Raw genomic sequence first — 14,769 nt, 5'->3', positions numbered from 1 at the left:
GGAGCGGCGGGATGGTAGGCGGCGCACGGCCAGAGGTGGCGGTGGTGGGCGCCGGTCCGATCGGACTGGCCATCGCCTGGCGCTGCGCCGCCCGGGGGATGCGGGTCAGCGTGTACGACCCCGCGCCCGGCTCCGGGGCCTCGGACGTCGCCGCCGGAATGCTGGCCCCGGTCGCGGAGTCGCACTTCGGCGAGCGGGTGCTGACCGGACTGCTCGTGGAGTCGGCGGCACGCTGGCCGGGCTTCGCCGCCGAACTCGCCGAGTACGCCGGCCTCGACCTCGGCTACCGCACCGAGGGGACGCTGACGGTGGCGCTCACCGGCGACGACCTGGCCGAGGCGGAGCGGGAATGGACGTACCAGCGGGAACTGGGCCTGCCGGTGACGCCGCTACGGCCGACGGAACTGCGGGCCCGCGAGCCGTTGCTGGCCACCCGGCTGCGCGGCGGCGCGTTCGCCCCCGGCGACCACCAGGTGGACCCGCGCCGGCTGGTGGCCGCGCTGCGGGTCGCGGCCGGGCGGGCCGGGGCGACGCTGCTGCCTCGGCCGGTCCACCGACTCGCCGACGTGGCAGCCGACGCGGACGTCACCGTGGTGGCGGCCGGCTGCGGTACGGCGGCCCTGACCGGACTGCCGGTCCGGCCGGTCAAGGGTCAGGTCCTCCGGCTCCGGGCACCCGGTGGCGCCCCGCCCGGCTTCCGGCACGTGATCCGGGGCCGCGTCGACGGCCAGGGCGTCTACCTGGTGCCCAGGGCCGACGGCGAGGTGGTGGTCGGCGCCACCGTGGAGGAGCGCGGCGACCTCGGGATCACCGCCGGGGCGGTGCTGGAACTGCTCCGTGCCGCCACCGACCTGCTGCCGGAGATCGCCGAGTACGAGCTGGTGGAGGCGCGCGCCGGGCTGCGCCCCGGTACGCCGGACAACGCGCCGCTGCTCGGCCGGATGCCGGGCCGGCCGGAGGTGGTCGTGGCGGCCGGGCACTACCGGCACGGCATCGTGCTCACCCCGGTCACCGCCGACCTGATCGCCGACCTGATCGCCACCGGGGTACCGGATCCGGTGCTCGCGCCGCTGTCCCCGGGCCGGTTCGACGCCGGCGCCGAGCCCGGTGCCGGTTCGGGGATCGACGGCGGACCGGGGATCGACGGCGGACCAGGGATCGACGGGGGATCGGGGCCCGGCGCCGGATCGGTGCCGCAGGACGAAGCGACCAGGGTGGGGAGGACGCGGTGGAGCTGACCGTGAACGGGATCGGGCAACGGCTGCCCGGCGAACTGACCGTGGCGGACCTGGTGGAACGAATCACCGGTGCGCATCAGGGCGTGGCGGTCGCGGTGAACGGCGAGGTGGTGCCCCGGGGCGGCTGGCCGACCCGACAGCTCCGGGACGGGGACCGGGTCGAGGTGCTGACCGCGGCCCAGGGCGGGTGACGGGGATGTCGCTCCAGTCCACCCGTACCGACCCCGAGCTGCTGCTCGGCGGCGAGAAGTTCAACTCCCGGCTGATCCTCGGCACCGGCGGCGTGAGCAGCCCGCAGGTGCTGGAGCAGGTGATCCGGGCCAGCGGTGCGGAACTGGTCACCGTCGCACTCCGCCGGATCGACAGCGCCGCGACGATGGGCGGCGGGCTGCTGGACGTACTCGCCCGGTGTGGCGTACGGCTGCTGCCGAACACCGCCGGCTGTCGTACGGCCACCGAGGCGGTGACCGTCGCCCATCTGGCCCGGGAGGCGTTCGGAACCCCGTGGATCAAGCTGGAGGTGATCGGGGACGAGCGCACCCTGCTACCCGACGCGGTCGAACTGGTCGCCGCCGCCGAGCGGCTGGTCGCCGACGGTTTCACGGTGCTGCCGTACACCACCGACGATCCGGTGCTCGCCCGGCGGCTCGCCGACCTCGGCTGTGCGGCGGTGATGCCGGCGGGCGCGCCGATCGGTTCCGGACTCGGCATCGGCAACCCCCACCACCTGCGGCTGCTCCGGCAGAACGTCGAGGTGCCGGTGATCCTGGACGCGGGGATCGGTACGGCCTCCGACGCGGCCCTGGCGATGGAGTTGGGCTGCGATGCGGTGCTGTTGGCCAGCGCGGTGACCCGGGCGGCCGATCCGGTGCGGATGGCGACGGCAATGCGGTACGCCGTCGAGGCGGGTCGACTCGCGGCCGGCGCCGGGCGGATCCCCCGGCGGTTCCACGCCCTCGCGTCGACCCCCGACGAGGGGCGGCCGGAGCTGTGAGCCAAGGAGCGGTGAGCCAAGGAGCGGTGAACCGAGAGGCGGCCGGAGCGGTGAGCCGAGAAGCGGCGGGAGCGGTGCGTGCTGGGCGGGGCGGGGTGCCGGACGGGGTGGTGCTGGTGACCGACCGGCGGCAGGCGACCCGGCCGATCGACGAGGTGGTCCGGGCCGCCGTCGACGGCGGAGTCCGCTGGGTGCTGCTGCGCGAGCGGGATCTGCCCCGGGACGAGCGGCTGGAGCTGGCCGGACGGCTGCGCGCGATCCTGGCCGAGGTCGACGGCGCCCTGATCGTCGCCGGACCGGATCCGCTCGACGGGGACGCGGTGCACCTGACCGCCGCCGGGCCCTATCCGCCACCGGAACTGGGACTGGTCGGACGTTCCTGCCACGACCCGGCCGAGTTGACCCGACTCTCCACCGAGGACTACGTGACCATTTCACCGGTCTTTCCGACCCCCTCGAAACCCGGGTACGGACCGCCGCTGCATCCGGCCGGGCTGGGCCGCCTGGTTGCCCGTACCCGGGTTCCGGTCCTCGCCCTTGGCGGGGTCGGCACCCCGGGGCACGTCGAGGCGTGCGTCGCGGCCGGTGCGGCCGGGGTCGCGGTGATGGGCGCGGTGATGCGGGCCGACGACCCCGGCCGGCTGGTCCGGGCACTCTGCGCGGCCGTCCGCACCGGAACCCCGGCAGTTGGCGCCGATGTCCCGGCAGTTGGCGCCGGAGCCCCGGCCGGTGCACCCGGCGGGCGGTGGACGCGGTGACCCCGCCGATCGTGCTGACCGTGGCGGGTTCCGATTCCGGCGCCGGTGCCGGTATCCAGGCCGATCTGAAGGTCTTCGCCGCGATGCGGCTGTACGGCACCTCGGTGATCACCGCGATCACCGCCCAGAACACCCGTGACGTACGGGGGATCTTTCCGGTGCCGGCCGAGATGGTGACCGAGCAGATCACCGCGCTGACCGACGATCTGCCGCCGGTGGCGGTGAAGACCGGAATGCTCGGCAGTACGGCGGTCGCGGAGGCGGTGTCGGTGGCGGCACGCTCCGGCCTGCTGCCCAATCTGGTCGTCGATCCCGTGCTGATTTCGACCAGTGGACGGCAGCTCGGGGTGGTGAACGCCATCGAGCGGCTGCTGCCGTACGCCATGGTGGCGACCCCGAACCGCGCGGAGGCCTCGGCGATCCTCGGCTGGACGGTGTCCACGCCGGACGACATGGCGAAGGCGGCCGGGCAACTCGCCGCGACCGGCGCCCGGTACGTGGTGGTGACCGGCGGCGACGCCGACGCCGACGCGGAGTCCTCGGCCGACGGCGCCGTGGACGCGTTGTGGACCGGCGACGGGTTGCGACTGCTCCGGGGGCCGTGGGTCGACACCCGCAACACGCACGGCACCGGATGTTCGTTCTCGGCCGCGATCGCCGGCCGGCTGGCGCTCGGCGACGCGGTGCCGGACGCGGTCGCCTTCGCGAAGGAGTACGTCGCCCGTGCACTGCTCGGCGCCCAGGGCTGGGAGTTGGGCAGCGGTCACGGGCCGCTGGACCACCACGGCTGGTCCGGCCGGGACGGGCGCGGATCGGAGTGAACCGACGTCGACCGCGCCGGTCAGCGGGAGCGCCACGAAACAGGGAGGTTGTCTCATGAAGGCTCGTCGCAAGGTCTATGTGACGGGGGTGCGGCCGGACATCCGGGTGCCGTTCGCCGAGGTCGAGTTGACCGGCGCGGAACCGTCGGTCCGGCTCTACGACACCTCCGGACCCGGGTCGGATCCGGCCGAGGGCCTGCCGCCGCTGCGGGGGCCGTGGATCGCGGAACGGGGGGACGTGGCTCCGGTGCGCGGTCCCGGCACCCCGCTGGCGGGACGGGACGGGCAGCGGCCCACCCAACTCCAGTACGCCCGCGCCGGGGTGACGACGTCGGAAATGGAGTTCGTTGCACTCCGCGAGGGAATGCCGGTTTCAGTCGTACGGGAGGAAATCGCCGCAGGTCGGGCCGTACTGCCGGTGAACGTCAACCATCCGGAGTCGGAGCCGATGATCATCGGTAGCCGGTTCCTGGTGAAGGTGAACGCCAACATCGGCACCTCCGCCGTCACCTCGTCGATCGCCGAGGAGGTGGAGAAGCTCACCTGGGCGACCCGCTGGGGTGCGGACACGGTGATGGACCTCTCCACCGGCAAGCGGATCCACGAGACCCGGGAGGCGATCGTCCGCAACTCGGCGGTGCCGATCGGGACCGTGCCGATCTACCAGGCGCTGGAGAAGGTCGACGGCGATCCGGTGAAGCTCTCCTGGGAGGTCTTCCGGGACACGGTGATCGAGCAGGCCGAGCAGGGCGTCGACTACATGACCGTGCACGCCGGGGTACGGCTCGGATACGTGCCGCTCGCGGTCAACCGGGTCACCGGAATCGTCTCCCGGGGCGGCTCGATCATGGCCGCCTGGTGCCTCGCGCACCACCAGGAGAACTTCCTCTACACGAACTTCGCCGAGCTCTGCGACATCCTGGCCCGGTACGACATCACCTTCTCGCTCGGTGACGGGCTCCGGCCCGGGTCGATCGCGGACGCCAACGACGAGGCGCAGTTCGCCGAGTTGCGTACCCTCGGCGAGCTGACCTCGGTGGCCTGGGAGCACGGCGTACAGGTGATGATCGAGGGGCCCGGCCACGTGCCGATGCACAAGATCAAGGAGAACGTGGATCTCCAGCAGGAACTGTGCCACCAGGCGCCGTTCTACACCCTCGGCCCGCTGACCACGGACATCGCGCCGGCGTACGACCACATCACCTCGGCGATCGGCGCGGCGATGATCGGCATGTTCGGCACCGCCATGCTCTGTTACGTCACCCCGAAGGAACACCTCGGGCTGCCCGACCGCGACGACGTGAAGGCGGGCGTGATCGCGTACAAGATCGCGGCACACGCGGCAGACCTGGCGAAGGGGCACCCCGGAGCCCAGGCGTGGGACGACGCGCTGTCCAAGGCGCGGTTCGAGTTCCGCTGGGAGGACCAGTTCAACCTGTCGCTCGACCCGGAGACCGCGCGGGCGTACCACGACGCGACCCTGCCGGCCAGCCCGGCGAAGACCGCGCACTTCTGCTCCATGTGTGGACCGAAGTTCTGCTCGATGAAGATCACTCAGGAGCTCAAGGAGTACGCGGCACAGGGCATGCGGGAGAAGTCGACGGAGTTCATGGAGTCAGGCGGCAAGGTGTACCTGCCGTTGGCCTGATCCGCGCAGTCCCGGCTGGTCTGCTCGGCGCGGTATCGCGCTGGACGGGCCGGCCGGGAGCGGTCAGCCGTACCCGGCGAACGGGTCAGCCGTACCCCGGACCCGGCGAGCGGACCGACCCGATGTCAGTCGGCGTGGTGGCGACCGGTCGAGCGCAGTGACCGCCGTCCGCCGGATTCTCCGCTCAGATCGTCCGCCGCCGGGTCCGGCTCGCTCAATCCGCTGACCCATTCGACGTACTCCTCGTCGCGGGCCGGTACCGGTTCGTCCGTACGGTTGCGGCCCTTCGACTCGCGCTGCTTCGATTCCGTCTGGGCGGTGTCGGTGTCCTGGCCCGGCTCCGGTTCGGCCGGTGCGGCGGACCGGTTGCGACGGAACAGGGCGCGCCGGATCCGCCCGGTCGAGGTGACGGGATCCGGAGTGCCGGTCGACGTCGCGGTCTGCTCGGCAGTGGCCTCCGGCCGGCTGCCCTCTGCCGCTTCCGGCTCGGTCCGGGCCGCGTCGGCGTGGAACCCGTCGACTCCGCCCGACCGCACCTGGCTCGGGTCGGCCTGGCCCGGGTCGACACTGCCCGGCTCTGTCCGGCCCTGTCCCGCCACGGTCGGGTGGCTCGGGCTCGTCGGGGTACCGCCGGGCGGTCCCGCGTCCGCCCGCGCGGCGGGAGTCCGGTACGGACTGATCGTCGCCCGGTCGTCGCCCAACTCGATCGACTGCTGGAACGACCAGGTCTGCGTCGTGTCGCGGTCGGAGTGGGGCCGGCTGGCCGGCGCGAACGCGTCCCATCTGTCGTCGGTCCGGGCGGGCGCGCTCGGGGAGGATTGCTCCTCGACACGCGGCCGGGTGGTGGCAGCCGGGCCAACGGCCGTGGCCTGCTCGGACGGCTCGTCGCTGATCCGTCCATCCGGCGATGGCGAGCGTGCGGCGTCCGGCGATGGCGAGCGTGTGGCGTCCTCCCCGCCGACCGGGGGCGGCGCGCTGGCTCGCCCGGTGACCGGGGGCGGGGCGGTGACCCGCGCGGTTACCGGAGCCGGGGCGGTGGGTGGCGTGGTGATCGGCGAGGGCCTCGCGGCGGGCCGTGCCACCGGTGGCGGCGCCGCCGGCCCCGGAATCACCGGTGGCGGGGTGGCCGATCCCGGTATCACCGGCGGCGAGACCGGCCGTCCCGGCACCACCGGCGGCGACGCCGCAGGCGGGATGGCTGCTGCCGGCGCTGCCGCCGCTCGGGTCGTCGCTTCCGCCCGCGATGTGGTCTCCGCCCGCGATGTGGTCTCCGCCCGCGGCGTGGTCTCCGCCGGTGGTGTGGTGCCGGCCCGGGTGGTGGCTTCTTCGGGCGCCGGGCTTCCCGTCGGCGACTCGGTCGGCCAGAAGTCCTCGGTACGCAGCCGGCGTACCCCGGACCAGCCGGCGGGGAACCCCGTCGACGCGGATGCGCCGGCTGGACTTCCGGTACGCCCGGACGCCTCGGTCACCGGGTTGTCGGGCTGGGCGAAGTGTCGCGCCGTGGCGTCCTGCTCGGCTGCCGTAACCGACTCCCGCGGTGGCGTAACCGACCCTTCCCGGAGCTTGCCGGGCTCGTCCCGGGGCCCGCCGACATCGGTCCGACCGGCGGCGGGGCCGAACCCCTCGACCGGGCCGTACCGGTCGGCCAGCGGCCAGCTGATGTCACTGAGCCGATCGGCGGCGGCAGACCGTTCTGCCGCGACGGGCTGGTCGGACCCGACGGACTGGCTGCGAACGACGGGCTGGTCGAACGCGACAGACTGGTCGGACCCGACGGGCTGGCTGGGAACGACGGGCGGGTCGGGAACGACGGGCGGGTTCACGCCGCGCGGCCGGTTGCCGAACTCCGGGTACTCCATCGGGCTGGCCTGCCCGGCGGGCGTGAGCTGCTCGCTCGACTGGCGGGGCGTCGGGATGTCGGCCACGGTGCCGAACGACTCGGTGTCCGGCTCCCGGGAGTGCCCGCCGGCCGGCTCCGGATCGTCGCCCGGCTTCGACGCGTCCGCACCGATCGGGCGGAACTGCCAGGTGGTGGCCGGATCCGGCGCGTCGGCCGTCTCCCCGAACACCGTCGTCGGGCCAGTCGTCGTGGCCGGATCAGTGGTGTCGCCGGTCGACGCCGGCTCGCCGGCCTCCGGCGTGGCGGCGGTGGTCAACGGCCAGCGGGCCACAGCGGCCAGGACGGACCCGACACCGCCGGCCGCGACCGCGATCAGCGCTCCCCAGTACGGCGCGGCCTGGTAACCGTCGGTCGAACTGCCGGGCCCGGCCACGAGGTAGGCCAGGGCTAGCATCGCCGGGCCGGCGACGCCGCAGCTCGCCACCGCCGGCATCGGCAGCTCACGCCACCGGGCGAGCGCTCCGGCGAGGGCGCCGAAGACCAGGGCCAGCGCCGGCATGGTGACGACCGCGAGACGTTGCGCGGTGCCGTCGCCGAGCCAGGTCGGATCCAGCACCCCGAGGCGTACGGCGGGCAGCGGATCGTCGGGTCCGAGGGAGGACATCACCGACAGCACCGCGAGGAACCAGACGCTGGCGGTGACCGCGCCGACGTTCCACCTGACCGGGCGCTGGACGAGCGCGGCCAGGGCGGCGACGAACCCGATCCCCGCTCCGAGTGCCGCGATCGCGCCGACCGACGCCACCGGGTCGGCCGAGGCGACCTGGGCCGACCGAGCCGGCTGCATGGAGAGCGGTGCGACGACGAGTGCGCCGAGGGCGGCGGCGGCAGCGGTGGCCGCCCGGACACCGGGTGTGCTGGGTAGATCGTACCTGCGGGCCAGCCGGTCGGCGATCAACGCACCGGCGACCACCGCCACCATCGCGAACCAGCCGACCCAGACCCGCTGGGCGGGCCACTGGTTCGCGGTGACCGCGTCGAAGGTGCGGTTGAAGCGTACGAGGCCGAGCCCGTACGCGATCCCCAACTGGCCGGCGCCGGAGACGACCCCGACGCCGAGTGCGGCGAGCAGCACCTTGCCCCAGGTCCGGAAGGCCATGCGGGGCACGTTACGCACCCGCCCTCCGGCACCGCCACCCTGGGCGGGCCGTTCCGTGTCATCGAGCGGTACGGAACGGCCCGGTCACTCATGGTTATCGACCTGGTGGTCGAAATGGTCGTTCGGTCAGACCGGTCGGTCGGTCTGACCGCTTCCGCTCAACGCCAGGCCGGGCCCGCCGTTGGTGTCGCCCTTGTCGTGATCGATGAGGAGTTCGTGCAGCTCCGCGCTGCACCGGGCAACGTCCGCGAAGTGCGCGTTCCGGCCCAGGGACCGGGGGCGGGGGATGTCGATGTCGAGCACCTTGCGAATCCGCCCCGGCCGCGGACTGAGTACGACGACCCGGTCGGCGAGCAGCACCGCCTCGTCGATCGAGTGCGTGACGAAGACGATCGTCGCTGAGTGCTCCATGTGGATCCGCTGGAGCTCGACCGACAGCTCCTCCCGGGTCAGCGCGTCGAGCGCGGAGAAGGGCTCGTCCATCAGCAGGACCCGGGGCTGCTGGATCAGCGCCCGGGCCAGCGACACCCGCTGCTGCATGCCGCCGGACAGCTCGTGTGGCAGGCGCTTCTCGAAGTCGCTCAGTCCGACCAGGTTCAGCAGGTCCCGGGCCCGGGCGCGGTGCTCGGCCCGGCTCCAACCGAAGATCTCGGTAGGCAGCAGCACGTTGTCAAGGACCGAGCGCCAGGGCAGCAGCGCCGGGCGCTGGAAGACCATGGCGATGTCCCGACGCGGTTTGCTGACGACGGTCCCGCCGACCCGTACCTCGCCGTCGCTGACGGGAAGCAGCCCCGCGATCAGCCGGAGCAGAGTGGACTTACCGCAGCCGGACCGGCCGACCACGGCGAGGAACTCCCCGTCCGCGACGTCGAGGTCGATCCCGCGGAGCGCCTCCACCGCGCTCCCGGACCGACCGCCGAAGGTCCGGGACACCCCGGTGAGTCGGATCATCGCTAGGCCACCTCACTCGAAGGGTCGACAGTGCCGACAGGCTAACCCGGATCTGTTTACGGAGGCGAGGAGTGGTTCCCGCCCGCTCTTTCGGCGCGATCGCCCGGTTTCGCCCGGGTCCGTCCCGCCCGGCTCAGTTCGCCAGGCGCCACCGTCCGCCCCGGGCCACCAGCAGCGTCAGCGCCTGGGGCATCAGACCGGAGTGGTTCTCCGGGGTCATCCGGATCGGGCCGGAGAGTCCGTCGGTCTCCGCGGTCTCCAGCAGGCTACGGATGCTGTCCCGGTTCGGCGTCTCGCTGTTGCCCTCGGCCCGGGCGGCGGCATCCACGATCAACTGGATCGCGTCGGCCGCGAACGAGGAGTATCCGTAGTAGCCGCCGAACCGGGCGGTGTAGTCCCGGAACCACTGCTTGCGGGCCGCCTTGGCCGGAGTGGTCGCGATGACGTCGTCGATCACCATCGTCTGGGTGAACACCATAGTGGTGTTCTCGGCGCGGTTGCCGCCGCCGACGAAGAGCTCACCAGCGGCCACGGCGTCGAAGAAGACGTGGCCCTTGTACCGCTCCTCGGCGAGGCTGGCGGAGGCGAGCGTCGCCTGCTCGGCGGGGGCCCAGACGATCAGCGCCTCCGGCTCCTCGTCGACAAGTGTCCGTACCGACTGGCTGACGTCGGTGTCGGTGGCCTTTACGCTCCGCTCGGGAAGGAGGTCGATGCGGGCCTGCCCGAGTTCGAACTTGAGCAGTGCGAGCCCCTCCCTTCCGTAGCTGTCGTCGGTGTGCAGCAAGCCAACCGATTCGACCTTCCGGCTGGCGAGTTCGGCGACGATGGCGGCGACGTTGTCTCGGGCATTTGGCCCGAGTTTGAACATATAACGGCGGTCGACTGCGGGGCTGGACACGTCACCGGCCGGTGCCAGAGCGATCGCCGGAACCCGCTTGTCGTTGACGGTTTTCGCGGCGCTGATGGCGCACTCGTTGCAACTGCCCATGATGATGCCGCTGATCGCCGGGTTGGACGTGAAGTCCCCGATGTTGCCCGCCGAGACGCTGGGGTCGAACCGATTGTCCCGGACGTCCAGTTTGACCGTACGGTTGCCGAGCGCGCCGGACTCGTTGAGCTGCTCGACCTTGAGCTCCAGAGCACGCTGGTATGCCTTGCCGACCTGGGCGGCCGCACCGGAGAGTTCCAGGTCGGCGCCGATCAGGATTTCCCCGCCCTCCTGTTCGGGTGCGCCGAACTGGCAGCCGGTCAGCGAGGTCGCCAGGATGGCCGACGCGAGCAGCGCGGGTATCGCGGAGCGGATGGGCCTCAACTCAGTCCTCCAGTTATCCGGCACGGGCGGGGGGGCTTGCCCAACCGCCGGTCGGGTCGTCCACAATGGATGGCAAGTGATCTGCCGTATGGTGCGCACGAAACCTTCAAACCCGCAAAACCTTGCCAATGCCGGCCGTCCGGGTCAAGCGTGGGATACCTCGGCTGGTTTCGGGATGACCGGTCCCACATAGTGATAAGAGGGAGTAGGGGTGCGGCATTACTTTCCAGATACAAACGACCACTCTAGAGATATATGTGCTGATCAGAGACTTGGCGGTTCGTCGATCTCTCGGCTACGAGGGTAGTAGACACCCCATGATGGCCCTTTGCTGCCCTGCCGTCGCTTCCCAAAGCGGCCTTCTTCTGATGAAATCGCGGCCGTGCCGCGTGCGGCTCGATCCGCTGCAGCAGGCATCGGTCGACGGGTCACGTAAAGAAACGACGGAGGCGATGTCGTGAGCACCGGACCTACGACCCTGCCCGCTAAAGGTTTGCGGGAGGGCGCTGCACCGCGCCGTTGGCTCCCCCGGCTACGGGACACCCGGATCCGGTCCAAGCTCGCGTTGATCCTCGTCGTACCCGTCGCCGCCGTGCTCGCGCTGGCCACGATCCGGCTGGTCGACATCGGCCAGGGCGCCTACGACGCCGGAGTGCTGCGGTCGCTGACCGAGCTCTCCGCCGACGTCTCGGCGCTCACCCAGGACGTGCACAAGGAGCGGATGGCGGCGTCACGCCTTCTCGCGGACTCGAAACTGGGCGCCGAGGTCTACAACGCGCATGTGAAGCGCACCGACGCTCGGATCGCCGGATACAACGACCGGCGTGCGCAGGTGAGTGACGTACCCGCCTCGGTGGAGGGCCGGCTCGCCGCCATCGACGACCACCTGGCCACCCTCAACGGCACCCGGCAGGAGGTGCTGGACCGCAAGCAGATGGCCCCCTCCGAGGCCGCACTGCGATACGGCGTGATCATCACCGACCTCGTCTCGTACGGCGAGGCGCTCGGCCAGATCTCCGGTGAGAGCGCCGTCGGTGACAGCCTGCGTACCCTCTCCTCGCTCGCCCAGGCCAAGGAGGCCGTGGCCGAGGAGGAAGCGGTCGTCTACAGCGCCCTGATCGGCAGAAAGCTCGACGAGGAGCAGTTCTCGGCCTTCGTCGCCACGCTGACCGCCCAGCAGGAGGCGCTGCTGACCTTCGCGGCCTCCGCCAACACCCGCCAGCGGGCGGTGGTCAACGGCGCGGTCACCGGTGACGCGGCGGTGCTTGCCGACCAGGTCACCCGCGATCTGACCCGGTCCGTCGGTGACACGAGCCCGATCCTCGCCAACTCGGCGGCGATCGCGATCGGCGCGATCAACGACCTGATGCGCTGGGCCGAGACGCAGCTCGAAGCCGATCTGCTCGACCAGGCCGAGCAGGCCCGGTCCGAGGTCGTCCAGCAGGCGATCATCGAGTCGGTGGTCGTGCTCATCACGCTGATCGTCGCGCTCGCGCTCGCCGTGGTGCTGGCCCGCTCGCTCAACCAGTCGCTGCGCCGACTCCGCGAGGGTGCGCTCTCGGTGGCCAACCACGACCTGCCCGAGGCGGTCAAGCGGCTGCGGGACATCGGCAACATCGGCGACGGCGGTGTCGACGAGATCGTCCGCCAGGTCCGGGACCCGATCCGGCTGGACAACAAGGACGAGGTGGGCCAGGTCGCGCTGGCCTTCAACGTGGTCCACAAGGAAGCCGTCCGGGTCGCGGCCGAACAGGCCGCCCTGCGGACCAGCGTCTCGACGATGTTCCTCAGCCTGGCCCGTCGAAGCCAGACGCTGGTGGACCGGATGATCGGCGAGCTGGACGCGATCGAGCGTGGCGAGGAGGACCCGAAGCGGCTGGCCCAGCTCTTCGAACTCGACCACCTGGCCACCCGAATGCGCCGCAACGACGAGAACCTGCTCGTCCTCGCGGGCGCCGACTCGACCGCGCCACGTCGGGACGACGCCCTGCTCATCGACGCGTTGCGGGCCGCGCAGTCCGAGGTCGAGCTCTACAACCGGATCGAGTTCGGCACCGTCGACCCGGACATCTCGGTCGCGGCCCACGCGGTCAACGACGTGGTCCGACTCGTCGCCGAACTGCTCGACAACGCGACCCGCTTCTCGCCGCCGCACACCACGGTGGTCGCCGACGCCCGGCGGATCCGCGACTACGTGCTGATCCAGGTGGAGGACCGCGGCCTCGGGCTCAGCGAGGAGCAGATGGACGCCCTGAACCGGCGGCTGGCGGAGCCGCCGGCCGTCGACGTGGCGGCGTTCCGGCTCATGGGTCTCGCGGTCGTGGGCCGACTCGCCTACCGGCACGGGATCCGGGTGGACCTGCGGCGCAACGTCGAGGGCGGCACCGTGGCCCAGGTCACCCTGCCCGGCAGCACGGTCGTGCTGCCCAAGCCGCGTGGGCGTGACCAGATCCTCGGCCGCCCGCGGCAGCCGCTGGCCGTCGAGCCGGGACCGTCCGCGGCCACGCCGTCGTCCAGTGGCGGTTGGCAGGAGACGCTGGCCGCGGCCGGCGCGCCCCGTTCCGCCGGCACGTTGACGGAGCAGTGGCGCAACGCGGCGCCGAACCAGTGGCAGACGGCCGGAGACTCGACCGGTGCGATGCCGGCGAGCCTCGGCGGTTCCACCAGCCAACCGGTGACACACCTGACGGCGACCCAGTTGCCGGCCGCTCCCTCGCCGTCGTACCAGACGATGGCGCCGGCCACGCCGTCGTACCAGCAGGCGGCTCCGTCGTACCAGCAGGCCGCTCCGACGTACCAGCAGGCGGCACCGGCCGCTGTGCAGCCGCACCAGGGGTTCGCGGGTGCGACCGGAGTCGGCTCACCGACGGTGGCGTACCCGACGGTCGGGTCGTTGCCGCAGCGTGGTGCCGGTGCGGGCACCGCGCAGACGATGAACCCGGCGGCAGGCGGCCAGTCCGGCCTGCCGTCCGGGCCGGTGGCGGGTACCCCGGTCGGTGGCGCGGCCGCGGTCGCGCCCCGGGTGGAGGACACCGGCGAGGCGCCGATCTTCCGGGAGATGGAGGCCGTCTGGTTCCGCTCCCACGGGTCTGACTCGACCGCGATCTTCACCGTCCCGCCGGGTGGTTACCAACAGCCGCCCGCCCCCGCCGCCGCTGCGTCGACCATGGCGCCGGTAACCCCGGGCCGAAGCCCGCTGGCGTCCCGTACCCCGGGTCGCTCGGCGCCGCCGCCGGCCCCGTACGCGCCACCGACGCCCCCACCCGCCGCCGCGACGCCGCCCCCGGCGGTGCCGCAGCCGGTCGCGTCCACCCCGCCCCCGGCCCCGGCCGCTCCCGCCGCGCCGCCCGAAGGCGCCTGGCGGACCGCAGCCGACGAGGGCTGGGCCCGGGCCAGCAAGGCCGCCGAACCGGCCACCGCCGGTACGACCCGGTCCGGCCTGCCCAAGCGGGTACCGCAGGCACAGCTGGTACCCGGTGGCGTGGACAAAAAGGCAGGGCGGGAGCCGACCCGGCGGACTCCGGACGAAGTACGGGGTCTGTTGTCGGCCTACCACCGCGGCGTACAGCGCGGTCGGACGGCCGGTTCCGAGCAGAACGGCACGACCTCACTCAAGGAGACGAGCGGATGAACAGGCCAGCAGCGATGCAGGATATGGGTTGGCTGCTCAGTAACTTCGCCGACAGCGTCGCGGGCATCGCGCACGTGGTGGCGGTCTCGGCGGACGGACTGCTCCTCGCCTCCTCCCGGGACCTGCCGCCGGACCGGGCCGACCAGCTCGCGGCGATCACCTCCGGCGTGGTCAGCCTGACCGACGGCGCGTCCCGGATGTTCAGTGCCGGCGGCGTGCTGCAGACGGTGATCGAGATGGACAGTGGCTACCTGTTCCTGATGTCCATCAGCGATGGCTCCTCGATGGCGGTGCTCGCCGCCCGGAGCTGCGACGTCGGCCAGGTCGGTTACGAGATGGCGCTCCTCGTGGAGCGGGTTGGCGCGGCGCTCGTTCCGCTGCCGCGCGAGGCAGTTTCTCGTCCGTAACACCGGTTGA

Annotated in this window: 10 protein-coding genes and 1 pseudogene; 8 read left to right on the top strand and 3 right to left on the bottom strand. The window is 72.3% G+C overall.

Features of this window, described 5'->3' with window-relative positions; genetic code table 11:
* Positions 1 to 11: 11 nt before the first annotated feature.
* The 6 genes and pseudogenes from thiO to thiC all read left to right on the top strand — a co-directional run.
* Positions 12 to 1,100, top strand: a pseudogene (gene thiO, locus H4W31_RS03740) (glycine oxidase ThiO); the annotation flags it as partial.
* Between the two features lie 128 nt (positions 1,101 to 1,228).
* Positions 1,229 to 1,429, top strand: coding sequence for a sulfur carrier protein ThiS (thiS, locus tag H4W31_RS03735; protein ID WP_192765369.1), 201 nt, complete (start codon positions 1,229 to 1,231; stop codon positions 1,427 to 1,429).
* 5 nt (positions 1,430 to 1,434) lie between these two features.
* The gene (locus H4W31_RS03730) at positions 1,435 to 2,232 is read left to right on the top strand and encodes a thiazole synthase (RefSeq protein WP_192765368.1); all 798 of its coding nucleotides are present in this window, start codon (positions 1,435 to 1,437) and stop codon (positions 2,230 to 2,232) included.
* A gap of 95 nt (positions 2,233 to 2,327) precedes the next feature.
* Positions 2,328 to 2,990, top strand: coding sequence for a thiamine phosphate synthase (locus H4W31_RS03725; RefSeq protein WP_192771820.1), 663 nt, complete (start codon positions 2,328 to 2,330; stop codon positions 2,988 to 2,990).
* The gene (gene thiD, locus H4W31_RS03720) at positions 2,987 to 3,811 is read left to right on the top strand and encodes a bifunctional hydroxymethylpyrimidine kinase/phosphomethylpyrimidine kinase (protein WP_192765367.1); all 825 of its coding nucleotides are present in this window, start codon (positions 2,987 to 2,989) and stop codon (positions 3,809 to 3,811) included. Before H4W31_RS03725 ends, thiD begins: the two co-directional genes overlap by 4 nt.
* A 55-nt stretch (positions 3,812 to 3,866) precedes the next feature.
* On the top strand, positions 3,867 to 5,459 hold the full coding sequence (gene thiC, locus H4W31_RS03715) for a phosphomethylpyrimidine synthase ThiC (RefSeq protein ID WP_192765366.1): 1,593 nt from the start codon (positions 3,867 to 3,869) through the stop codon (positions 5,457 to 5,459).
* Positions 5,460 to 5,584: 125 nt separating this feature from the next.
* Here the strand turns inward: thiC and H4W31_RS03710 are convergent, their stop codons facing one another.
* The 3 genes from H4W31_RS03710 to H4W31_RS03700 all read right to left on the bottom strand — a co-directional run bounded on the left by H4W31_RS03710 (position 5,585) and on the right by H4W31_RS03700 (position 10,721).
* Positions 5,585 to 8,458 carry an MFS transporter gene (locus H4W31_RS03710; RefSeq protein ID WP_192765365.1) on the bottom strand — a complete coding sequence of 958 codons (2,874 nt, stop codon included), beginning with the start codon at positions 8,456 to 8,458 and terminating at the stop codon, positions 5,585 to 5,587.
* A 126-nt stretch (positions 8,459 to 8,584) separates the two neighbouring features.
* On the bottom strand, positions 8,585 to 9,409 hold the full coding sequence (locus tag H4W31_RS03705) for an ABC transporter ATP-binding protein (RefSeq protein WP_192765364.1): 825 nt from the start codon (positions 9,407 to 9,409) through the stop codon (positions 8,585 to 8,587).
* Between the two features lie 133 nt (positions 9,410 to 9,542).
* Complete coding sequence (locus H4W31_RS03700; protein WP_192765363.1) at positions 9,543 to 10,721, bottom strand: ABC transporter substrate-binding protein; 1,179 nt, start codon at positions 10,719 to 10,721, stop codon at positions 9,543 to 9,545.
* 457 nt (positions 10,722 to 11,178) lie between these two features.
* Here H4W31_RS03700 and H4W31_RS03695 point away from each other — a divergent pair, with 457 nt between their 5' ends.
* Entirely contained in the window at positions 11,179 to 14,352 is a 3,174-nt protein-coding gene (locus tag H4W31_RS03695) for a sensor histidine kinase (protein ID WP_192765362.1), read from the top strand.
* Positions 14,349 to 14,759: a roadblock/LC7 domain-containing protein gene (locus H4W31_RS03690; RefSeq protein ID WP_101368105.1), complete on the top strand. Its 411-nt coding sequence runs from the start codon at positions 14,349 to 14,351 to the stop codon at positions 14,757 to 14,759. Before H4W31_RS03695 ends, H4W31_RS03690 begins: the two co-directional genes overlap by 4 nt.
* The last annotated feature ends 10 nt before the right edge of the window (positions 14,760 to 14,769 follow it).

This window comes from Plantactinospora soyae, assembly GCF_014874095.1.
Taxonomy (GTDB): Bacteria; Actinomycetota; Actinomycetes; order Mycobacteriales; family Micromonosporaceae; genus Plantactinospora; species Plantactinospora soyae.
The sequence above is the reverse complement of the archived record's forward strand: the minus strand, read 5'-3'. Positions and strand labels throughout refer to the sequence as shown.

Bases quoted from the DNA above. Each gene is read 5' to 3' on its own strand.
- H4W31_RS03690 (WP_101368105.1), top strand. From the start codon at position 14,349: ATGAACAGGCCAGCAGCGATGCAGGATATGGGTTGGCTGCTCAGTAAC.
- thiC (WP_192765366.1), top strand. From the start codon at position 3,867: ATGAAGGCTCGTCGCAAGGTCTATGTGACGGGGGTGCGGCCGGACATC.
- H4W31_RS03705 (WP_192765364.1), bottom strand. From the start codon at position 9,409: ATGATCCGACTCACCGGGGTGTCCCGGACCTTCGGCGGTCGGTCCGGG.
- H4W31_RS03710 (WP_192765365.1), bottom strand. From the start codon at position 8,458: ATGGCCTTCCGGACCTGGGGCAAGGTGCTGCTCGCCGCACTCGGCGTC.
- H4W31_RS03730 (WP_192765368.1), top strand. From the start codon at position 1,435: ATGTCGCTCCAGTCCACCCGTACCGACCCCGAGCTGCTGCTCGGCGGC.